General features: G+C 30.8%; 15 protein-coding genes and 4 pseudogenes. 3 read left to right on the top strand and 16 right to left on the bottom strand.

Features of this window, described 5'->3' with window-relative positions:
• Positions 1-158: 158 nt before the first annotated feature.
• Genes BST83_RS01000 through BST83_RS00990 form a run of 3 tightly spaced genes read right to left on the bottom strand, consistent with a single transcriptional unit; the run spans position 159 to position 6,038 of the window.
• Positions 159-1,661, bottom strand: coding sequence for a nucleotidyltransferase domain-containing protein (locus BST83_RS01000; RefSeq protein WP_104808177.1), 1,503 nt, complete (start codon positions 1,659-1,661; stop codon positions 159-161).
• 15 nt (positions 1,662-1,676) lie between these two features.
• Positions 1,677-2,693 carry a CBASS cGAMP-activated phospholipase gene (locus tag BST83_RS00995; protein WP_104808176.1) on the bottom strand — a complete coding sequence of 339 codons (1,017 nt, stop codon included), beginning with the start codon at positions 2,691-2,693 and terminating at the stop codon, positions 1,677-1,679.
• 42 nt (positions 2,694-2,735) lie between these two features.
• On the bottom strand, positions 2,736-6,038 hold the full coding sequence (locus BST83_RS00990) for an Eco57I restriction-modification methylase domain-containing protein (RefSeq protein WP_104808175.1): 3,303 nt from the start codon (positions 6,036-6,038) through the stop codon (positions 2,736-2,738).
• Between the two features lie 217 nt (positions 6,039-6,255).
• Here BST83_RS00990 and BST83_RS21665 point away from each other — a divergent pair.
• From BST83_RS21665 to BST83_RS00980, 3 genes and pseudogenes are all read left to right on the top strand, one after another.
• Positions 6,256-6,399, top strand: a pseudogene (locus tag BST83_RS21665) (IS982 family transposase); the annotation flags it as partial.
• Positions 6,391-6,510, top strand: a pseudogene (locus BST83_RS20270) (IS982 family transposase); the annotation flags it as partial. The pseudogenes BST83_RS21665 and BST83_RS20270, both read left to right, overlap by 9 nt.
• 87 nt (positions 6,511-6,597) lie before the next feature.
• Positions 6,598-7,794: an IS4 family transposase gene (locus BST83_RS00980; RefSeq protein WP_104808119.1), complete on the top strand. Its 1,197-nt coding sequence runs from the start codon at positions 6,598-6,600 to the stop codon at positions 7,792-7,794.
• 225 nt (positions 7,795-8,019) lie between these two features.
• Here the strand turns inward: BST83_RS00980 and BST83_RS00975 are convergent, their stop codons facing one another.
• The 13 genes and pseudogenes from BST83_RS00975 to BST83_RS00915 form a co-directional block, all read right to left on the bottom strand.
• Complete coding sequence (locus BST83_RS00975) at positions 8,020-9,213, bottom strand: DUF1501 domain-containing protein (RefSeq protein WP_104808173.1); 1,194 nt, start codon at positions 9,211-9,213, stop codon at positions 8,020-8,022.
• 10 nt (positions 9,214-9,223) lie between these two features.
• Positions 9,224-10,615, bottom strand: coding sequence for a DUF1800 domain-containing protein (locus BST83_RS00970; protein ID WP_104808172.1), 1,392 nt, complete (start codon positions 10,613-10,615; stop codon positions 9,224-9,226).
• Between the two features lie 45 nt (positions 10,616-10,660).
• Positions 10,661-11,731 carry a formylglycine-generating enzyme family protein gene (locus tag BST83_RS00965; protein WP_205853536.1) on the bottom strand — a complete coding sequence of 357 codons (1,071 nt, stop codon included), beginning with the start codon at positions 11,729-11,731 and terminating at the stop codon, positions 10,661-10,663.
• 257 nt (positions 11,732-11,988) lie between these two features.
• Positions 11,989-13,923: a glycoside hydrolase family 88 protein gene (locus BST83_RS20095; RefSeq protein WP_205853535.1), complete on the bottom strand. Its 1,935-nt coding sequence runs from the start codon at positions 13,921-13,923 to the stop codon at positions 11,989-11,991.
• A gap of 546 nt (positions 13,924-14,469) precedes the next feature.
• Complete coding sequence (locus BST83_RS00955; protein ID WP_104808169.1) at positions 14,470-15,639, bottom strand: alginate lyase family protein; 1,170 nt, start codon at positions 15,637-15,639, stop codon at positions 14,470-14,472.
• Between the two features lie 205 nt (positions 15,640-15,844).
• A pseudogene (locus BST83_RS00950) lies at positions 15,845-16,033 on the bottom strand (hypothetical protein); the annotation flags it as partial.
• 135 nt (positions 16,034-16,168) lie between these two features.
• Positions 16,169-16,495: a helix-turn-helix domain-containing protein gene (locus BST83_RS00945; protein WP_104808168.1), complete on the bottom strand. Its 327-nt coding sequence runs from the start codon at positions 16,493-16,495 to the stop codon at positions 16,169-16,171.
• A gap of 114 nt (positions 16,496-16,609) precedes the next feature.
• The gene (locus BST83_RS00940; RefSeq protein WP_104808166.1) at positions 16,610-17,383 is read right to left on the bottom strand and encodes an IS3 family transposase; all 774 of its coding nucleotides are present in this window, start codon (positions 17,381-17,383) and stop codon (positions 16,610-16,612) included.
• A 13-nt stretch (positions 17,384-17,396) separates the two neighbouring features.
• Positions 17,397-17,666, bottom strand: a complete 270-nt coding sequence (locus BST83_RS00935; protein WP_240614586.1) for a hypothetical protein — start codon at positions 17,664-17,666, stop codon at positions 17,397-17,399.
• A 572-nt stretch (positions 17,667-18,238) separates the two neighbouring features.
• Entirely contained in the window at positions 18,239-19,771 is a 1,533-nt protein-coding gene (locus BST83_RS00930) for a sulfatase family protein (protein ID WP_104808298.1), read from the bottom strand.
• A gap of 157 nt (positions 19,772-19,928) precedes the next feature.
• Positions 19,929-20,789: pseudogene (locus tag BST83_RS00925) on the bottom strand (IS3 family transposase); the annotation flags it as partial.
• On the bottom strand, positions 20,723-21,181 hold the full coding sequence (locus BST83_RS00920) for a helix-turn-helix domain-containing protein (protein ID WP_240614585.1): 459 nt from the start codon (positions 21,179-21,181) through the stop codon (positions 20,723-20,725). The gene BST83_RS00920 and the pseudogene BST83_RS00925, both read right to left, overlap by 67 nt.
• A gap of 245 nt (positions 21,182-21,426) precedes the next feature.
• On the bottom strand, positions 21,427-23,055 hold the full coding sequence (locus BST83_RS00915; RefSeq protein WP_205853534.1) for a RagB/SusD family nutrient uptake outer membrane protein: 1,629 nt from the start codon (positions 23,053-23,055) through the stop codon (positions 21,427-21,429).
• Between the last annotated feature and the right edge of the window lie 8 nt (positions 23,056-23,063).

The raw sequence follows: 23,063 nt of genomic DNA, 5'->3' as shown, positions 1-23,063 counted from the left end.
CACCTACTGTTTTATTTAATATATTATTTGAATTTATAAATAGCTTTCTTCTTAACTAAATATTTCTATTTGAGAATTTTTCTCTATTTAAAAAGTGTGACATTTTTTGATATTAAAATAAAATTATATAATTACTTATACTTGAAAATATATTTATATCATTTATTTATAAATCTGTATTTATACAATCTTAATATAGGCCATTCTAAAATATTTTCATAATTATTATATTTCATACAGTCCCTTATCATCTTTTGAGAAGCAGAGCCAAGTAAGAGGTTACAGCATAAAACAAAAGAGGCAGAATCACTATTTCTCTTTAAAACATTCAAAATATCTGTTCTTGCTTCATCAGAAAATGACTTACCTCTATGTCTAGCAATTTGATAATAGTTAACTTTAGCAACATCTTTACTTTCTCCTTCATTCGCTTTATGATAATATCTTTCGGCTAATTCTTTAATGGGTTCCCATTCGGTTTTACCTTCAATACAAAGATGAATTAAATCTAATAACTCTCTATTATTAGAAGAAAATATACCAACTCGGTTTTCTATTACTTTCTCTGCTTCCTTTATCAAAATGCCATCAACTTTCTCTCCTATTCCAAATGATTTAGTTTTTAAGTTTAAACTATCTGAAAGTCCACTTTTCTTAAAGCTATTTATATCTCTTTTTAATTGTTGACACCATTCAAAAAAAGAATTTGCTAATTCAGATTCTAAATTCCAACGGTCAGCAAAATTTTCTCTTTCATCTTCAGGTCTTGCATAATCAACAGGGTTAGGTATTAACCATTTGCCATCTGAATAATCTAGGATATCATCTTTAATTAAATATCCATTTTTAATCAAAAATTCGTTTCTACTTAAAGTATAATTTATAAACTCATCTATTATCTCTATTATATTACTTTCTGTATATACCTGTGTAGTAATAGTTGTAATAATTATTGATATTGGTTTAAAATCTTTATTTACGAAATGAACGTCTCTATGTCTTTTCATAATTTGAATAGCACGTTGTAAAGAAGTTCTAAAGAGTTGTTTAGGAACTTCTTCTTCTATTTCATATAATTCTTTATTAGCATTAAAAATTGTACTTCTCTGAGATTCAATAAAGCTAGTAGAGTAAGCATTTTTTGATTTAAACCAAAGATAATAGCCTTTAGGATTACTGGTAGACCAAGAATAAATGTCATCTTCTTTATGTGTAATATCAATGCTATGTAACGTTCCTTCATCAGATTTTAGAGCTGGTAAAATATCAATATGAAAACCTGGTCGATTATTTTCAGTAGCATATTCAATTGTCCAACACCTTTTACCTTCAGTATCTAACATTCTTTCATAATCATTATTTTCTTTTAATCTATCTCCAACATCATTTTTAAGAATTTCAGAAGATTTTAATTCATTGTATTTTGTCAATTCACATACTTGGTCAATATCAAAATTCCCATCTTTATCGTTATGATATGGTCTTACAACTGTACCAAGTCTAAATGAGCCTTGTAAATATACATCAAGCAAATAGCCAGACTTATATGATCCATCGTCAAGCCAATTTTTAACTGCGTTAAATCGTTCTTGGGCTATTTTATAATCTGTAGGCGATATATCTAGATACTGCGCTATTTGTAATAATATTTGATTACTCATTATTTTAATTCTTTATTAATAAAAATGTCTTTTTAATATATCTGTTCTTTTGTATTGATATTCAATTGCTGCCAATTCTGCAAAATTTGAAATCAAATTTTTATCACATTCATCCATTTCTAATTGGCTACCTTCTGTTAGCTCGACATCTATCCTATCGTAAATAAAATTTTCATCTTCTCTTCTATCTATTCCTTTGTGTAACAGACTTATATAATTTGCTACTAACTGGGATTGACTCTGCATAAATAACTCAATCAGTCTTTTTCTTTTGTCCTTTATCATCCAATAATGTAATCCCCATTTTTTTCTAGAATTAATATCAGTAAAATTCTTATGACCAGTACCTATTGATAGTATTTCTAAATCAGAAGTATCTACTTTAAAAGCTTTGATAGCTTCCAAAAAAGCAACCAAAGTGGGGTTATTTGCCATTACACCTCCATCAACTTTATTGACAAATGATTTGCTTACATCATTTAAATCTGTATACTGATTTGAGTATGGACTAAAATAAGTAGGTGCTGCTGCTGTAGCCATTGCGGCTTGATAGGCAGGTATATGAAAATCTCTTGTGAATGCTTCGTGATACGGTGTTTTTAAAACACTTGGATTCCCTCTAACTAAGTCATATATAGGGATGCAAACATCAGTTTTACAATCCTTTAGCCTAGGGTCTATACCATTATTATATTCTTTAAATTTATTTTGTATTAAGCTTTCTAAAAAATCACTCTTATGAGACGCAAAAAATAATTGACAAAAAAAACTTTTTTTGTTACCAAAAATACTTTTAGCATTATTTAAGTATAACTCATAGATTTCTTTTGCAGGTATTCCAAAAGAAAGAGCTAGTGCAATTATTCCTCCTGTCAATGTTCCAGTTATCAAATCAAAGTGTTGGTATATTTTAGATTTACCATCTTTCCTTTTTTCAAGTTCAGATTCTATTAGCAGTAGTAAATATGCAGGAAAGACACCTTTTATTCCACCTCCGTCAATTGATAATATTTTAAATTTTTTATTTTTCATAGGTTTTTTGTTTTAAATAGGTTTAAATAAAATAGGTGCTTTCTAACTATTCTCCACAATCTTAATTTCATCCGCAGTTAAACCATACAACTCATACACCATAGCATCTATTTCTTTGTCTGTTTGGGTTATTTGGGTTTGTAAGGTTTGTGCTTTTTGTTTGTTTTCTTCAAAGAGGTCTAACCACTCAAACTCGTCTTTTTTTGTTAGTTCTGGCACTTCTTGTAAGCCATCTTTTAAACGTTGCTTATTGCTTGTTTTAATGGCTTTATTTAGCTCTTTTATAAAGTCTCCAAATTCTAAATCGTGCCAATTTTGAAGTTTTCTTGTAAGTTTTTCTAATTGGAATTTTTGTTTTAAGTAATTTTGGAATTTTACATTTAAAATTTGTAATACATTAGTATTTTCTATAATTAAATTAACCTTTTCTGAAAGTAAAGAATTTGTAAGTTTTGGAATAGGTATTCTTCCAAAGTATTTCCAAATTAATTGACAACCATTTTGTATTTGAGTACAATATTTTGTTATTAACCACCAACCCATTTTTGAATTTAGCACACCTAGTAAAGATTTATTATCCGAAGGTATAATCCACATTGAATCATTACAATATAAATTTTGTTCATCAAAAATAAAACAAGGCTTTACCTGGAATTTTTGATACATAATTTTGGGTTTATCATATAATGATAAATAAGAAAACGATGGATTATTATCTAATTCTAACCAATGATGTTGCCCTAAAAATTGCTTGTCATAAGTAATTTTACTACCATTACATTGTCCTCTCTTTTTTAGTTTTTCTTCAAATTGAAGTAAATGATTATAAATTGCTGGATACTTTTCTTCAATATACTTGTAACTACCAAAACTTGCTAAAATTATACTATCTAACTCTTTTTTAACCGGTTTACCGTATCTAGTTAAATCTCTACCTCTTAAAATAGAGCCTATTAAATTTTCAGAATTAAAATCGATTTTTATAAGTTCTTCTTTCTTTTTATTATCAATAAGAAATGCTTCTGTTAAACCAAATTTAATTCCATAATTTGCTTCACCTTTTACAAATTCATCAAGAGTATTATTTTTCTCTAAACGAGATAACATATTTTTTTCTGATTTTGAAGAAATTACCCACGTATCTTTTGTAAAATCAGTTATATCAAAAACTTCTTCTGTGTTTGAAATATTAGAATCAAAATCAAAAGAATTAGACATTTTTAATACAGAAACTAATACCTTATCTTTTGGATTGTTATTCCGAGCAATAAAAATACAAGGATATGTAGTTGCTCCTTGAAAAATTTGAATATCTCCAAAGTCAATTAATCTTTGAAGTTCTTTTGTCAAAAAATACTCTCTTAAACTCTCACCATAACCAGCTTGCAACCATTTATTAGGCATTATATAAGAACAAATACCGCATTTTTTAGTAATATTAAATGCTTGTTCGACAAACAATATATATAAGTCACCTCTTTTATTGTATGTTTTATAACCTTGTTTTTCGAGAGCTAAAGAAATTTCTTTCATTCGCTCTAAATTGACATAAGGAGGATTTCCAATCACCACATCAAAACCACCTTTTTCAAATACTTGTGGAAATTGAGTTTCCCAAGTAAATGCTTTATCACCTGCAACTGCTTTGCTATCAATTAAAGAATTACCACATTTAATATTGCTACTTAAATCGTTTAATTTTCTACGAGGTTGAGCTGTACGCAACCACAAAGAAAGTTTGGCAATTTCTACAGATTCCTCGTTTAAATCTACCCCAAAAATGTTGTTTTCTAAAATGGTATTTTCAATATCAGAAAACTGTAAACCACCTCCTAACACTTTTGTTTTTAGTTCATCTATATAGGTGTGTTCTGCAATTAAGAAATTTAAGGCTTGGTTTAAAAATGCGCCAGAACCACAGGCTGGGTCGCAAATGGTTAGTTGTAAGAGCCAATCTCTATAGGTGTCTAGTAAATCTACTAAATTAGCTATGGTTGCTTTGTTTCGGTTTTTACGTCCTTTAAAGTATTCTTCCTCTTTAATGCCTAAGTCCGTTTTCTTTTCTGTACAGAGTTTACCTATTGTGTTTTCTACAATGTATTTGGTAATGTATTTAGGTGTGTAGAATACGCCATCTTTTTTACGTTTGCTTGTTTGCTTATCAAAATCTGCCCCTTCAATTTCTGCATTTACGCTTTCAATTTCGTTTAATGAGTTTTCGAAAATGTGTCCTAAAATATTTACATCAACTTGACTTTCAAAATCGTATCCTGCTAATTTATGGGTGTGTTTGTATAATAACTCGTTGTCTATTTCTAAACCATCTAATAAGGTGTCTTCTTTAAATAAACCGCCATTATACGCATATATTTCGCCTCTACTTTTTGTGCCTTGTCTTCCTTGGTCTAAGAAGGTGAAGTATTGCTTAAATAGGTTGTATAGTGGTCTTTCATCACCAAAATCGATGTCTGCTTTCCATTTTTGTAAAATGAGTTCTGTACTGTTTGCAGGCAATAAACTTCTATCTTCTGCAAAAAAGATAAATAGAAAACGGTCTATTAATTTTTGTGATTTTTTAAATAAAGTAAGCTTTACATTTTTATCTAATTGTTGTTGTTCTGTTTTTTGTTCTTCAGATAAGTCATCAAGAGATTGTTTCGTGCCACGCAATGACGATTCTAACTTTAACCGTTTTACATTATTCTTAACTAAATCTCTGTATAATTCTCTTTTAAAAAGTGAGTAATCTTTGTAAAATTCTTTTGTTATTTGTTCTTCTTTTACTATGGATGCTTCTTTAATTTTTAAAGGAACGTTGTTTAGTATATTATCTTTTTGAAGACAGAGAAATAATAATGCAAAGCGATCTATGGAAAGTTCAAATAAATTAAATTCTTCGAACTCTGTAGCATCATTTATATAGAATCGTAACTTCTCGAAATTAGAGGTAATTACATATACACATCCTTTTTGATTTGCTTTATAATCAAAGGCTTGTTTTCTTATACTTTCTAAATCTTTAGTATTTGTTCCTTTTAATTCTATAACGCCAACAGCAATATCATTTTGCAAAATTGCACCATCTGCTTTACGAGCATTATTTTGGTTTTTATATTCTGCTACTAAATTAAAATCTACTTTAGGTTTTAAAGTATAGTCTAAAATATTTACAAACAATTCTGTTAAAAAAATACCTTGATATTCTTCTTCTTTAGAATTTCTTATATTTTCTTGTATGGCAGCATCTAAAAAATACTTAGTGTACTTTTTATAGGCTTTTTCTACAATTTGCTTTTCTTGTAAGTTGATATAATTCTTTAATACTGATGCTTGGTATAATGACATTGTTTTCTTAGCAATTTATTAGAATTATAAAAGTATAAATATTAATTGAAACTCTATTCTCTTTTATGTTATTATCATCTTTATGTATTGCTTACATCAACAACAATAAAAGATATAGTACTTGTAGTATACACCCGTTGTGTATTATGATTTAAGAAAAAAAAGTTACTCATCTTACTGAAAATCAGTAAATTTATTTAACCACAAATCACTTACAATGAATGACTTAAATTCAAATTACGAAAGAATATTGGAAGTTTTAAGAAAAACATCAAAAGAACAACTTTTAACCTATCAAAGGAGAAAACCCAAAATGAGCGATTTAGAACTTAATAGCTTAAATCTTACTGCTGAATTTGTGATAAGACGAAATTACTCAAAATATTTTGATGGATTTAAAACAAGGGTATTCTCTAAAATAACATCTTTAACAACAATAAAGTATATCAATAAATTTATATTTAATCATTAGTGTCCGATAAATAATTTTAAAAGCAGGATTTCCATAGTTGGATTTCCTGCTTTATTTATATCTTGATTTTTACCACAAAATTGAGATATGAACAAAAGTACACACTTTAGCGGAACACCAATAATTAAACAGATTTTAAAATATATACCACAAGCAGATATTACTCGGACAGCCAAAATCTATAACAGTGACCGCTACTACAAAAAGTTTAAAACCTACGACCATTTAGTCACGATGCTTTATGCCACAATGAGTGGAGTTTCCTCACTTAGAGAGTTGTCGACCGTTTTATTAGCTTGTGAAGGGCGTATCAGCCATTTAAATCTAAAACATTTCCCTAAGCGAAGTACATTGTCAGATGCTAACAAGAAAAGAACCAGTGAAGTCTTTGGAGCAATTTATTCAAAATTATACAAACGCTACGCTCCATTTTTATCGGACAGCAGTCCATTAAAATCTCCTGTAAAGAATTTAAAAATTGTAGATTCTACCACAATCAGCCTATTTAGTGATATTTTAAAAGGAGTTGGTCGTAATCCTATTACAGGTAAGAAAAAAGGAGGTATAAAGATGCACACAATGATAAATGCTTTGGAAGATGTACCTTGTCTGATACGTTTTAGCAGTGCTGCTACTCACGACCACACTTTTTTAAAAGAGTTAAATTTAGAGAAAGATTCTTTTGTCGTTTTTGATAAAGCATACAATGATTATCTCCAATATTTAGAGTGGACTTTAAATGATATTTACTTTGTAACTCGCCAAAAAGACAATGCTGTCTATAAAAGCATTAAAGAATTTGATTTAGCAGACAAAACAAGTGATGCAATACTAAAAGATGAACTTATATTGATAGAAAAAGACGATAAATCTATTCAAATAAGAAGAGTTGCTTATTGGGATGCTACAAAAGAAAAGGTATATGAGTTTATCACCAATAATGCAGAAATATCTCCAGACCAAGTAGCAGATATATACAAACACAGATGGCAGATTGAAACGATGTTTAAAAGACTCAAGCAGAACTTTCCCCTTAAATATTTTCTTGGAGATAATCAAAATGCAATAGAGATTCAGATATGGTCAGCATTAATCATTCAACTCATCATGCTTGTGATACAAAGAAAAATCAAACGAAAATGGGCATATTCAAATATGGTTTCTGTGATGAGATTTCATCTGATGACCTACATTGATCTGTTTAAATTTCTCGAAAACCCAAACAAACAATGGTGGGAACTCACATCAAAACCTCCAGATATACAACTGCAACTTTTTAAATAGACACCTTGCTAACTCAAAAAGAAAAATATAGAACGTGTTTACTGGGCTCAAAAATGGGTTTAATTAAAATTTGTAGTTTTATCGGACACTAATGATATTTAATAGAAATATAAACAATATTAAAATTAGCATTATTTAAAATGCACAACGGGTTAATGTAACATAACCATAATTCATAACATAGAATTTAGATTGTTGATTTTTTAATTAAACTTGAACCAAATATTAATTTATGAAATCTAGCTTGCTAAAAGACTTATTTAGGATAACCGCATCGTCTACTTGAAGCCATTTTTCCAAAATAGTGGCATACACAGATCTAAAGTCTACGGTATGAATAATATCTCCATTAGCATCCAAATTAGCGAGATCAGGTAATTCATTATAAAACCCTTTTGATTTAAGATTCTCCCCAATAATAAATACGTTATTAGCTGCTCCATGATCTGTACCTCCTGCTGCGTTTTGTTGCACACGTCTACCGAATTCAGAAAAGGTTAAAATAAGTGTATCCTTAAACGTATCGTTTTGTTTTAACTCATTTACAAATACTTCCATAGATTCACTATAAGTACTTAATAAACGTTTTTGTCTATCTGCTTGATTTGCATGCGTATCAAAACCACCCATAGACACATAATATACTTTGCTTTGTATGTTTGAGTTTATAAATTCTGCTGTTGTTTTCAACTGCTTTCCAAATGCGTTGTTAGGGTATTCTTGCCTACTTTTATACGTTTTGGAAGTTTCATAAATATACTTTGCTGATGATTTTGCTTCAATCATCGTTTTATATAAATACCCCAAATTATGCTCACTTAAATGCTGATCACTTTGGTGACTTAACACTTTTTTGAAATAAGGTGTTTGGGTATTGTCAAAGAGTATTCTTGGGTTCTTAGTAGCAATTCCATTCATGGTTTCGCCTTTCATAATTAAAGATAAACTATCGTCTATTTCTATTCCTGAATATGGCATTTTACCATAACGATCTATATAACGTCCTAACCATCCTGAATCTAAATATTCATTTGCACTACTGGCCGTTTGCCATATATCTGTAGATCTAAAATGAGACCTATTGGGATTTGGATAACCAACATTATTAATAATTGACAAATATCCTTGATCGTAAAGATTTTTTAATGGCGCTAAACTTTTATTAAAACCAAGGTCGTCTGTTACTTTTATAAGATCATTTTTTGGAATCGAAATTCCTTGTCTATTTTCATAATAAATGTCATTAGTAAAAGGAACAATGGTATTCAATCCATCATTACCACCGGATAATTGAACGATAACAAGTTTTTTATACCCTAAAGATGCTTTGGCAACCTGCTCAAAAGCCTTCACAAAATTTGGCACAAAAAACAGACTACTTGCCAATGTACTTTGCCTTAAAAAATTTCTTCTTTTCATCTGCTCAGATTTAACATAGTTGATATTCAGGGATAGACATTAACTGAATGCAATAATCCTTATTTGACTTAACTTTTAAATTAGATATTAAATCTTTTGTATCCTTATCTATTTTCGGGATAATAATTATTTTTCTTAATTCATCTGGCTTTAAATGCCCATATTCTTTTTCAAATTGCGCCCATTTTTGAGTTACATTTAAAAATTTATTTCTATTTTTTTCTTTTTTGTAATAAGCTTCAAAAGAATCTTCAAAAGCACCTTTTTCTTCTAAATTAATAATAGCGTTGTTCAATAATAAAGACGGTAATTTCATTCTAAACATTAAGGTATTAGAATCAATCCAATTTTTATCACCCTTCCAACCAGAAACATTATCAGGATATAATAAAACTTGTCCCATCATTTTTTGTAAATAATGAAGCTGCTTTTTTTTATTGAAAGTTACTGGAACAACTCTATGAATACCAACTAATAATTCTATTGGCGATTTTATTTTAGCACCAATATTTTCTTCATTATAAAACCAATCTGAAGTAAATATATGTTGCATTAATTTTTCAATGTTATACTCTTTGTAGAATAGCGTTGTGATTTCCTCAAGTCTATCCTGATCAACATTAGGATTCACAAAATATTTATAAACTTTGGCACAAATAAATTTTGCACATTGTTTTTGTTCTAGAATGATATCAATAATATCATCTCCATTAAAGTGACCTGTCTTTCCAAAAAACGTCTTCTCCTCATAATCATGTTTTTGTTTTCGCAAGAAAAAATCGCCATTGTTTTTAAACGACCAACCCGAAAAGGCTCTTGCTGACTCTTTGATATCTTTTTCTGTATAATTTCCAACCCCTAAAGTAAAAAGCTCCATCAATTCTCTTGCAAAATTCTCGTTTGGGCTTTCCTTCACATTTTGTCTATTATTAAGATATTTGCTCATAGATGCTTCTTTTGCAATCGCTTTTACAAAATTTCTAAAATCGCCTAAGGCATGTTTTCTTAACGTATTATTGTAATGTTGAATATGAAAAATATTATTATCTCTACAAACAAATGTATTTGCCCAAAATAATGTCATTTTTTCACGTAATATAGAAGTTGGTTCTGACAATCTATCAATCCAAGCATGATTTAAGTCCTTTACTTTTTGCTGGCCTTTTTGTATCAACTTTTGAAAAGTAGCCTCACCCATCTCCGTCATTAATACTTTTGGATTTGTGCTTTTTATAGGATTAAGTTCTGAAAGATCAAGTTGTAATAAATTAACATCCTTGGACTTGGAAAATATGCTAGTGATTATGTTTGATTTAGAATCTGATTTAAGGTTCTCTAATTCACTAATACTTATACCAAATCCTACTCGCCAATATAAATGTTGAATATGTTGTTGTTTCATTCTTAAGTAAATTATAACTATAAGACTCTAATTATTATAAAAGGTTTAATTCGAAATCATATCTACAGTGGCAACGGTTCTAAAGCCCATGTGGTCTGAGCCTGAGTCTATAGTGACACCCATTTTTGAAGAAATCCTAAAACTAGCACAATACGATTCATGACATAAAAAAGAACCACCTTTCATTACGTATTCTATTTGATTAGGATTCGCTGGACTGTATGATTTTTTAGACCCTGTAGGATTCTTAATTACCTTAGAAATATCTAATTCTTTATAGTGGTTCACATTAAATAAGTCTGCTGTAAGTTCCCAAACATTTCCCGCCATATCATAGATGCCAATGCTGTTTGCTGGGTATGATTTTACGGGTGCAATTAACTTAAAACCATCTATAGATTCGTTTTTTGTAGGAAAAACACCTTGCCAAGTGTTTGCATTTGAGTTTAAAATAGCGGGGTTATCTCCCCAAGTAAAAATGGCGCTATTATTTGTTCCTTGCGCTGCAGCTTCCCATTCTGCTTCTGTTGGCAAGCGTCTATTTGCCCATTTACAATAAGCCAGGGCGTCTTCTAAAGCAATATGAACAACAGGGATGTTATCTTTATCTTTAATTGTAGAATCTGGTCCTTCTGGATGTTTCCAGTTCGCGCCAATTTTCCATACCCACCATTGAAAATAATTGTTCATATTTACAACCGCATTTATATTTTTATTAAAAATTAAACTTCCAGGTTGTAAAATAGAATCGTGCGGTTTTGGTGTGTTTTTAGGAAGTTGGGTTTTCATTTCTTTCCAATCGATCTTTCTTTCTGCAACTGTAATATATTTTGTTGCAGTAACAAACTTTTTAAATTGTTTGTTTGTTACTTCTGTAGCGTCTATAAAAAAACCATCAACCATAACTTCATGAGCAGGTTTTTCCCTTGGCATTGCAAAATTATCTGACTGTTTGGCTCCTTGTAAAAAGGTCTTACCGTTTACCCAAACCATCCCTTTAGGTACATTTAATTCTTTATTATTCGTAGTTTTATTACTTATATTTTCTTCTTTCTTACAAGCAGAAATTGATATTAAAATTATAAAAATAAAGATGATTTTTTTTTGAGAGTTCATTATTTAATATTTTTCATAGTTCGTTAAATCAAATTATTTTGGGTAGAATTTAATGCAATTAGTTAACTTAAACTGATTTCCTTCTACTATTTAATCTGTGAAACCTTTTGTTGTGTTATTAACTTCAATCTTTTATTGAGTTTAATTCTTTTGCTTTAAAACCTTTAAAGAAACCAATACTGAAATCTACTAAACATTTTTACAATTAAAAAACAAGCAAACAAACATTATTAAAATTCTTTTCATCATTGATTTAATTAATTATTTATTTTTATTAATCTGAGTAAAGCCTCTACAAAATAATAATCTGCATAAACTAATGGAACATTAACCTCTGAATTACTCGGAAAACTTCCTGTCGATTGATTTAGTATAAAATACTCATTCCTCTTTTCAGAAAATTGATCAGATGATAGTATTTCTATTATTTTTTTGGCATTTTCTGTATATTCTTTCTTCAATTTATCATTAGTGATATATCCTTGAAGTTCTAATAATGCAGAAGCTGTTATGGCAGCAGCTGACACATCTCTAGGCTGCTCATAAAGGTTAGGTGCTAAATAATCCCAGTAGGGTATCAAATCATTTGGCATATTTTCATGTTTAAATATCAAAGCTGCAATTTTATTAGCTTGCTCCAAATATTTTACATCCTTAGTTTCTCTATACATAAGAGTATAACCGTATAATCCCCATGCTTGACCACGAGCCCATATAGATTCATGGCTATATCCTTGATGTGTATTCTTTTTTACAACATTACCGTTTACAGGGTTATAATCGATAACATGATACGAGCTATTATCTTTTCTAAAATGATTTTTCATAGTCACATCTGCATGCGAGAGGGCAACATCATAGAACTTTTTATTTCCTGTTAATTTATAAGCCTCAAACAAGAGCTCAAGATTCATCATATTATCGATAATAACTGGATAACCCCATTTATCATCGCTGTGATCCCATGATCGAATACAACCTACAGTAGGATTGAACCGAGTAATTAATGTTTCAGCGCTTTTTACTAATATATCTTTATAGTGAATATCATTCATAAGTCTATAACCGTTACCTACGCTAGAACCAATTTTAAATCCCATATCATGAGTTACACCATTATACTGTTCTTTTTCTACAAAAGATGTGATTTCGATAGCTTCTGATTTTAATTCAGGGTATTTTGAATATTCATACAAGTACCATAACATGCCGGAGAAGAAACCACTAGTCCAGTCTCTACTATTTACGCCTTTCAAGCTCCCATCTTCTTTAATAGTTCTAGGGATATGCGTTGAATCGATTTTTGTTTTGGCTGCTAGATCTTTATACTTATTTGAAATCTTTGTGAGTACGTCTGAGGCATTAAATTCATTTAGAAAAGAATCGTGTTTTGTCAAGGTTTCAGATTTTATATCAATCGAATTAAACGCAGTCTTTAGCCCATTACTTTTTGCAGATACCGTGCTTTTTCCATTATTGTGTAATAATCCTATTAAAGCTCTGCCATTGTATAATTGTAGTTTTGAACACCCCCTAGATGTACCCTGGTTTATAATGAGTTCACCATCTCCTGCCACATCAAAATCAATCACATTTTTAGCATCTAAACATTTAACACCTTTGGCGTCAAAAACCTGCGCTTGAAACCAAATAGTATCCCCCGCTTGTCTCTTTACATTCAAAGTAAGTTCTTTAGGATTTCCCCATATTTCGGTTTGGTAATCTACCCATATTTCATCTGTAATTACGGTTTTTGATTTTTTACCAATAGCTTTTATATAGTTTTTGCCTTCTTTTAATGCTACTAGCCATCTTAATCCAGCAGCTGGATAATTTTGGCTGTTTCTTTTTTTAGAACCATAACTTTTACCATTTACAATCAGTTCTACATTTGCGCAATTAGAATACACCTTAATCATTTTTTTTTCATCTTTATCGCCCCATCTTGTTGGCCAAGTCTGACCGTAAATATGAACCATTGGCTTTTCTGTCCAATAAGATTGAAATACAAAAAAACTTTCTTTTTTTGTGAAATCTCTTTCAATAACACCTTTTTGATTCACATAAGGCACAGGATTATCTGGTCTTGTTGGAGTCGAAAAATCTTTAAACGGCCAATAAGCAGTTCCTGTTAACCATGGCATATTTTCTTGTTCTTTAAGATGCCACCAATTTGATGTTTGCGAAAACATTGAATTACAACATGTTAAAATAATTAGGATTAAAAGACATGAGTTAAAGTTTTTCATAATTTAATGGTTTTGTATTTCATTTATACTGCCTTTGTTCTCAAGAAGAAGCATTTTGAAATAGCTATTAATCTTCACAAGAAAAAGAAAAAAAAAGCATAAAAAACATTGAAGATGTAATATGAACTTTTAAACCCCTTTATTGGGGTTATATCTCTTTATATAAATATTTAATAATCTAGTTAGAAGTGATTAATGATAATAATTGGTTACTTCTTTTGTTTACTAGATAAGATTTAGGGCAATTTTTGTTCACTTATAATCATCGTTCCTAATAATTGTAAGTATGTTCATTTTTTGTATAAAGTTTCTTGAAAACCTCTATTTAATAATATAAAAAATGAAGTCATTTTTAAAACATAATTAGCATAAGACATAACTGCTAAGTATTAAAAAATAAAAATTAACAGGTATTCATTACTGAAAATTAAATTTAAAGAAAAGTATATTATTAATACCGTTCTATTTCTTCTCTCATTTTTTTAACCTTTAGTTTTCAGATATCCACAATAATGGATATCTAATTGATGTAACTCGCATTAATTCATATTTATCAGAAGAAGGCTCTGGTAGTTTTGCCCATAAATTTATATAATCTTCATTTTTAAAATTTAAACCACCAAATAATAATGCTGTGTGTTTTGCTGGCCAATCTTCCCAATGAGTTACGTCTTTTTTATAAGGCCAATCATTTTTGTTTTTTAAATAAGGGTACATAAATTCCAATCCTAGTTTTAAACTTTTACCATCTTCAGTTTTATAAATAAACATATTATTTTTTTCTGTCGAAATTATCTGCGCTAATCCAAAAAAGCCATCTAAATTAAACCTAGAGTAGCTGTAGGGTTTTGTTCTAGATAGTTCATCAGGAAAACCCCCATCTTCTGCCATTTGATTTGGCAATAGTGTTTCTTTAAAAAACGTTCTACAAAAGTCGAGTAGTTCTTCATTGTCATTAAGTTTAGCAAAAGCAGCTACTTGCATTGTCCAATAGGTACTGTGGTTATTTCCATGATCACGTTCTTTAACTCCATATTCATGAGTTGTTAGCCAAATTGAATAATCTAAAAACCAATGTTTTATTTTCATAAGTTCTTCCTTTGACATCATATTTGACGCTTCAACAACTTCAACAGCTTTCGCTACTTCTATAAGATGTATAGTATCTATAATACCAATACCTCTTCCCGTTACACGTCCTTTTATAGCTTGAGCGTAGAGTAAATTAGGATTCATCTTTGTATCACTATTAACAAACCAAGCATTTAAATGATTAATTAAGTCTTTAATGTATTTTTTATCTTTAGTTACAAGATAAGCTGAGGCTAGTGCTCCAGAAATTTGACTCAACATAACCATAGCTCTTCTATGAGCAACAAAATTATTAGGATTACTCAACCCATCCTTTCTAATATAGGAGCTATCAGGATATTTTGGATTAGGCCACCAATAATCACCTTCAGAATAAAAATCATTTTTTGTTCCTGCACTACGTTCTGCAAAAAAAGATGTAATCGTTATAGGTTCAATATTAAAATATTTTTTAACCTCCTTAAGCACTCTTTTTTTTTCAAGCTGAATCGCAAAATGGTTCGTGTTTGTGGATTCTTGACAACCACAAAATAGAAGTATAATTAAAATGGCTAAATAGTTTTTCATCAGGTCTTTTTTTATCTGGAATCAGAAATTATTGTTTTTTTAATATTTACTTTAGATTATACATTTTTTAAAAAAAATAACGAAATCGTTTCTGTTAGAATAATTTAAAATAAGTATAGAATTCTTTGATTTTATAAAATAATAGTATAATTAACATCTCTAATTACACGGAACTATTCTAGTTTATGTAATAAATAAAAAAATATTACAGTACATTATCCATAATATCCTGAACTACTTCAGGATTTAAAAGTGTACTGATATCTCCCAAATTACTTGTATCCTTATCTGCTATTTTGCTTAAAATGCGTCGCATTATTCTTCCTGAGCGGGCTTTAGGCAAACCACTTGTAAATTGAATTTTATCCAACTTTGCGATTGACCCTATATGCTTTATTTAAAGTTTAATAACAAATAGAACCCTTGATTACATATTTTGTAAAGGTAAAACCCTAATCGATTTTTTTAGGGTACAGAAGTACCAACATAGTGTACAATAATACAGTATGAACTCCTTAATTCCTTTAGATTAAATCGTATTTCTTTTTAAAAACTGACTCGTAAATTGAGTTGGTAATAATTGATTTATTTTTCTAAAGTACTTTGGGTCTTTAAACCCGACTCTATCGCTAACTTCAGAAATATTTATTTCACTTTGTTCTAACAGCTGAATAGCCCTTTTCATTCGCATTTCAATAATAAATTCGTTAGGAGTAATATTTGCCCAAGCTTTAATTTTCGTGAATAGTAATGTTTGGCTCACGCCCAACTCTCTAGCAAACATATTAACATCAAATTGGTTATTTGAGATATTTAACGCAACAATCTGTAAAGCTTTTTTTAAGTAATTTCTCATTAAACGTGTATTATACTGATATAGGTTGACCTTTTTTAGGTTTAATTTATACCGTTCAAAGCTATTTTTTTAAGGTGTTTAGAATGCAAAAAATATCTTGAACAAGTTTTAGTTTTAAATTTTTAGTTCAGTCAAATTTACATTATTTCTTCGATACGATTTATATTTTATATTCGGATTCAAATGGACTTCGGCAGGTTTTCTTAAACCGAGGCTAAAATGGGTTCTTAAATTATTGTAAATAGATACTGCTTGTTTTGTTATTTGCTGAGCAATGTCGGTATTTTTAATGCAGTTTCTAAGTCCATATTCATATTTTAAAGTTCTATTAATCCTTTCTGCAATTGCATTTTCGTATGGGTCGTATTGTTCTGTCATACTCATCATGATGCCATTACTTTCGGCAAATTCTGTATATTTTGGATTGCAATACTGAAAACGGCTATCGGAATGATGAATTAGTTTTTCATTAGGGTATTTCCTGTTTTTAATAGCCATAGACAACGCTTCTGTACAAAGTGATGTTTTCATGTTGTTATCTAATTTATAGCCCATAATTTGCTTTGAATAGGCATCTGTTACAATTGCTAGATAATTATGCCCTTTATCTGTTTTTATATAGGTTATATCACTCACCCATAGCTGTTCTGGTCTATTGGGTACTTGATCTTTAATCAGGTTTTTATACTTTCTAAATAAGTGATTAGAGTTCGTGGTTGTCACGTAGTTTTTAAGCTTAGGAACTAAAAGGTTGTGCAGTCTCAATATATCGTATAGTTTATCTCTACCAATTTTAATGTCCTGATTTATAAAACCTTGTTTAAGTTCTGCATAAAGCTTAATACCACCAGTTCTCTGCCCAACTACTTTACGATAATCTTGAATCATTATGATAATTTTCTCATCGTTTAGTTGTTTTTTTCTTGTGATTTACATCTTTTGTAGAAGGCTTGTTTACTAATCCCAAAACACTGATAGAACCATTTTCTTTTAAACGGTGTTTCTTTTTTAGCGCTATCTCTTTTGCTACTATTTTGGGCAGCGACTTTTTTGACATATCGACTCCAGTAATGAGTTCCATATCTGCAATAACATCTTGCTGAAAGTCTTTTACAAACTCTAGTTCTTCAATACGTTCCTTTAGTTTTTTAATCTCATCTAGTTTACTCATACCTGTGTTTTGTTGCACTAAAGTACTGTATTTTTTCAACCAATAGGAAATAGTTGTTCTAGGAACATCATATTTTTTAGAAGCAAAATTAGTAGAAATATGACCATTTTGGATTTGGTCAACGACGAATAATTTAAGTTCTAAAGTTACTTTTTCGTATGTTTTTTACTTCCATTTTACAAATCTATAATTTTAGATTTGTTGCGTTAAGTTATTGAATGGAGGGTACATGCGTTAAATTACACACAACGTGTTTGTGTAAGGAAAGTTGCGTAGTTTAAGCAATAAATTTAGTAAATAAAACACGAACCAAGAAAATCCGCGAGGATTTTCGGAAGTGTGTATATGTGTGTCTAGGTAAATTGGGTTCACGATATTTTTTTTAGATTACTGGCAACGGTTTGTATATGGTTTTGTGGCGGTTTTGAAACACAAATCTTTCAATTTATACAGGTGTTTATTTTATGTAATGTGCTTTTATTTAGAACTTCACCCGCCATAAACTATATACTTTGTTAGCATTTTGTTGTTTTCCCAATTTTTAGAAAAAAGTTTGGCTGGAATTAATTCCTTTAATCTTGCTTACTTCGCCTTACGGAATATCCTCTTTCACGATATCCTTTAAGTAATTTCTCCATTTCAATGATTTTTTCCGGATATTTCTCATAAAGATTAACACGCTGTTCAGAATCATCCACCATATTGAAAAGAAGACCTTTTGTATTAAAATCTGTATATCCGGTTAGTTCTTTGAACGATTCTGGTAATTTTCTGTGTCCTCCGGTTGAATCATTGATATAAAGCCAATCTCCTTTTCTGATGCCCCAAATAGATTTATATGTATTATGAACAGTTGCTTCTCGAATAGGTGATTTATATTCTTTTCCCAGAATAACAGATTTAAAATTATAGCTATCTGGAGCTGAGTCTTCAGCCAAATCTATTCCCGTTATACTTGCTAAGGTTGCCATAATATCAACTTGTGAAATAACTTCATTTGAAACTGAACCTGCCTCAATTAGACCCGGCCATTTAACTATAAAAGGCACATGATGTCCTCCTTCCCATACATCTCGTTTAAGCCCACGAAAACCGTTCATGCTATAATGCCCATATTTTTCAGCACGTTGCCATGCATAGGATTCTGGACCATTATCGGAACTGAAAATAATGATGGTATTGTCTTCCAGTCCTTTTTCTTTAAGTGCTTTTAGAACTTGACCAGCTACCCAGTCGGTTTCAACCATGAAATCACCATACCCACCTGCCTGAGACTTTCCGTCGAATTCATCGTTTGGAATGATGGGTGCGTGCGGTGAAGGCAGGGCAAAATAGAGAAAGAAAGGTTTGTTTTCATCTTGCCTATTTATCCATTCAATAGTTTTTTTTGTAAGTGTTGGTAAAACTTTATAGGGATCCCAGCCTTTCACTTTTGGCCCTGGACGAGAATCCCAATCTGCCTCTTTTACTTCTCTCTCAAACTGATTGAATTCGAATATGTCGTTGGGGATTTCAACAAAACGATCATTTTCAACCCAAGCATAGGGAGGAAAGTTTATTGTCCCATCACCATAGTAGTAATCAAAACCACGATCCAAAGGGCCACCGGTTATAGGAGCCTCCCAATTTATATCTTGGAGGTCATACATTTTGCGGTCGTTACGCCAATAATTTCTAGAACTAGAAGGTTCTTTGTTGATAAAATCCCAATCCCATCCCAAATGCCATTTGCCAATGCAAGCAGTGGTGTATCCCTTTGTTTTTAATAATTGTGGCAAAGTGATATCCGAGTCCTTGAAAAATGGTTTACCAAAGGAGCCAACGATTCCATGTTGCCTGCGCCAGTGATAGGACCCAGTAAGTAATGCAAATCGACTAGGGGAGCAAATCCCTGACGAGCTGTGTGCATCGGTAAAACGCATACCTTCTGAAGCAAGCTTGTCGAGATTTGGAGTCGGAATTTTCGAATTCGGATTTTGGCAATTAAGGTCGCCATACCCCATATCATCTGCATAGATAATTACAATATTCGGAGAATTACGTTCTACTTTCGAACAACTTGTAAATGTTAACACGATTAGTAGTGAAATTGTTAGTGATTTCATGCAATTCATTATTTGTACTGTATTATGATTCATATATCTAAAGTTTATTTGTATTATACTGATATAGGTTGACCTTTTTTAGGTTTAATTTATACCGTTCAAAGCTATTTTTTTAAGGTGTTTAGAATGCAAAAAATATCTTGAACAAGTTTTAGTTTTAAATTTTTAGTTCAGTCAAATTTACATTATTTCTTCGATACGATTTATATTTTATATTCGGATTCAAATGGACTTCGGCAGGTTTTCTTAAACCGAGGCTAAAATGGGTTCTTAAATTATTGTAAATAGATACTGCTTGTTTTGTTATTTGCTGAGCAATGTCGGTATTTTTAATGCAGTTTCTAAGTCCATATTCATATTTTAAAGTTCTATTAATCCTTTCTGCAATTGCATTTTCGTATGGGTCGTATTGTTCTGTCATACTCATCATGATGCCATTACTTTCGGCAAATTCTGTATATTTTGGATTGCAATACTGAAAACGGCTATCGGAATGATGAATTAGTTTTTCATTAGGGTATTTCCTGTTTTTAATAGCCATAGACAACGCTTCTGTACAAAGTGATGTTTTCATGTTGTTATCTAATTTATAGCCCATAATTTGCTTTGAATAGGCATCTGTTACAATTGCTAGATAATTATGCCCTTTATCTGTTTTTATATAGGTTATATCACTCACCCATAGCTGTTCTGGTCTATTGGGTACTTGATCTTTAATCAGGTTTTTATACTTTCTAAATAAGTGATTAGAGTTCGTGGTTGTCACGTAGTTTTTAAGCTTAGGAACTAAAAGATTGTGCAGTCTCAATATATCGTATAGTTTATCTCTACCAATTTTAATGTCCTGATTTATAAAACCTTGTTTAAGTTCTGCATAAAGCTTAATACCACCAGTTCTCTGCCCAACTACTTTACGATAATCTTGAATCATTATGATAATTTTCTCATCGTTTAGTTGTTTTTTTTCTTGTGATTTACATCTTTTGTAGAAGGCTTGTTTACTAATCCCAAAACACTGATAGAACCATTTTCTTTTAAACGGTGTTTCTTTTTTAGCGCTATCTCTTTTGCTACTATTTTGGGCAGCGACTTTTTTGACATATCGACTCCAGTAATGAGTTCCATATCTGCAATAACATCTTGCTGAAAGTCTTTTACAAACTCTAGTTCTTCAATACGTTCCTTTAGTTTTTTAATCTCATCTAGTTTACTCATACCTGTGTTTTGTTGCACTAAAGTACTGTATTTTTTCAACCAATAGGAAATAGTTGTTCTAGGAACATCATATTTTTTAGAAGCAAAATTAGTAGAAATATGACCATTTTGGATTTGGTCAACGACGAATAATTTAAGTTCTAAAGTTACTTTTTCGTATGTTTTTTTACGCCAGGGTTCTTTTTGTGTTTTCATAAGTGACTATCATTAAGTGTTTAATTTTTAGTCAACCTATTTCAGGAAAGTACAACGAAGTAACCTTGATAAAGTAATGCTTTAGTATGCATTTATTATTATTTTTAACTATATCAAAATTCTTTAATATTGAAAATGAGAAGATAAACTAACTCTTCTCATTCTCAACAAACTAATTCAAATAATACGATATAAATTTAATGTACAATCGAAGATTGTCTTTCTTTGAATATTAAAAATTTAGATTAATACCCGGGTACTTGCTCGTTTATCTCAGGGTTTTGATCAATTTCAATTTGGGGCGTTGGTAATAGTGAAAATAATGTAAGATCACCCACAGGAGCATCATATTTTACAATATTAGAACCTGGAATAAAATCAGAGAAAAAATGTCTTTTAACTTTAGTACCGTCTCCAAAAACTTCAGACAAAGTGCCCCATCTAACCAAATCAAAAAGTCTTACTCCTTCCATTGCTAATTCAACTCTTCGCTCATGTCTTACCAAATCTATTAAATCACCATCAGCAGTAGTTTTATCTGGCATATTAACAGATGCTCTTTGACGCACTAAATTTACCCATGTTAAGGCCTCGACACTTCCTTGTTCTGCTAAAGCTTCAGCTAAAATTAAATACAATTCAGACATACGTAAAATTGGAATATCCATACCGCTCCACCTTTCATTTCCTAGATCAGATACTTTTCTAGTCATTTTTTTTACATTGAGACCAGATGGAGACCAGTTATGATTATATGTTACCATATCTCCCGTTTGATATGTTACCGTCTCTGATATTACATCACCTAAAGCGTTGTAGGTATCATACGAATAAACAAAGTCATCAGAAGCAGGATACATACCATAATCATCACCATGTGCATACATTGTATAACCTCTTCTAGGATCTCCATCCTCAAAAGCATCATATAAATCCCGCTGTGGCAGACAATATCCCCAACCATTACCTGGTTCTACTGCTCTTAATGCCGTTGGTATATCTCTTACCAAACGCTGCACTGTCGCATTTTGTCCATATTGAGGATCATTACTTTTAAATTGTAAAGCAAATAATAGTTCTCTATTCTCTTCAATGTCCCAAATAGATAAGTAATCATCTACCAAACCAAAACCTGCTCCTTCTGCTTGTGATATTGCTTTTCTTGCTGCTACCTCCGCTTTTTCCAAATCATTTAACCAAAGGTATGCTTTAGCTAAAAAACCAGTAGCTGCTGCTGCTGCAGGAACTCCTGCTTCTGGCGGACTTGTTAATAAGTTATTACTAGCATACTCTAAATCTTCTACGACTTGTGCTAAAACATCTGCTCTTGAAGACCTTGGTTTAGAAACTATACTGGTCTCTGTATGAAGCGGTACATTTCCAAATAAAGATGTTAAAAACAGATAAGACCAAGCTCTTACAAACCTTGCTTCCGCAATAAAAGGGGCTTGCTCTTCAGGTGTGAAATTTTCATTGCTTGATGTAGGAATACGCTCTATTGCAAAATTTGCTGCATTAATAGACCTGTAAGCTTGTGTCCAATAAGCTCCAATAATATCATTAGTTGGTGTAAAATCCCATCTTTCCGCTGCTATTGATAGACGCCTTGCTGGACGCCAATAACTATCATCTGTCATAGCATCTAATGTTATTGTTAAATCTCGTCCATAGGTATGTGGACTTGATGTCCATGGACGGTAACTTGCATTAACGGCAGATCTAGCAGATACCGCATCTATAAAAAAGTTTTCTGGACTAGGACTATCTAACGGAGAACGATTAAGAAAATCCTCATTAGTACAAGCCCCTAAAACAGAAAGCATAGCTACAAGGAGAATTATTCTTGTATTCAATATTTTTTTTATATTTTTCATAATTAGTA

The organism is Polaribacter filamentus (genome assembly GCF_002943715.1).
Lineage (GTDB): Bacteria > Bacteroidota > Bacteroidia > Flavobacteriales > Flavobacteriaceae > Polaribacter > Polaribacter filamentus.
This window is presented reverse-complemented; position numbering and strand designations above follow the sequence as displayed.

Coding starts and splice junctions, on each gene's coding strand:
- BST83_RS00930 (WP_104808298.1), bottom strand. CDS start 19,771: ATGAAATCACTAACAATTTCACTACTAATCGTGTTAACATTTACAAGT.
- BST83_RS00995 (WP_104808176.1), bottom strand. CDS start 2,693: ATGAAAAATAAAAAATTTAAAATATTATCAATTGACGGAGGTGGAATA.
- BST83_RS00935 (WP_240614586.1), bottom strand. CDS start 17,666: ATGAGTAAACTAGATGAGATTAAAAAACTAAAGGAACGTATTGAAGAA.
- BST83_RS00970 (WP_104808172.1), bottom strand. CDS start 10,615: ATGAAACAACAACATATTCAACATTTATATTGGCGAGTAGGATTTGGT.
- BST83_RS00955 (WP_104808169.1), bottom strand. CDS start 15,639: ATGAAAAACTATTTAGCCATTTTAATTATACTTCTATTTTGTGGTTGT.
- BST83_RS00940 (WP_104808166.1), bottom strand. CDS start 17,383: ATGATTCAAGATTATCGTAAAGTAGTTGGGCAGAGAACTGGTGGTATT.
- BST83_RS00920 (WP_240614585.1), bottom strand. CDS start 21,181: ATGAAAACACAAAAAGAACCCTGGCGTAAAAAAACATACGAAAAAGTA.
- BST83_RS20095 (WP_205853535.1), bottom strand. CDS start 13,923: ATGTTTTCGCAAACATCAAATTGGTGGCATCTTAAAGAACAAGAAAAT.
- BST83_RS00965 (WP_205853536.1), bottom strand. CDS start 11,731: ATGAACTCTCAAAAAAAAATCATCTTTATTTTTATAATTTTAATATCA.
- BST83_RS00915 (WP_205853534.1), bottom strand. CDS start 23,055: ATGAAAAATATAAAAAAAATATTGAATACAAGAATAATTCTCCTTGTA.
- BST83_RS00975 (WP_104808173.1), bottom strand. CDS start 9,213: ATGAAAAGAAGAAATTTTTTAAGGCAAAGTACATTGGCAAGTAGTCTG.
- BST83_RS00990 (WP_104808175.1), bottom strand. CDS start 6,038: ATGTCATTATACCAAGCATCAGTATTAAAGAATTATATCAACTTACAA.
- BST83_RS00980 (WP_104808119.1), top strand. CDS start 6,598: ATGAACAAAAGTACACACTTTAGCGGAACACCAATAATTAAACAGATT.
- BST83_RS01000 (WP_104808177.1), bottom strand. CDS start 1,661: ATGAGTAATCAAATATTATTACAAATAGCGCAGTATCTAGATATATCG.
- BST83_RS00945 (WP_104808168.1), bottom strand. CDS start 16,495: ATGAGAAATTACTTAAAAAAAGCTTTACAGATTGTTGCGTTAAATATC.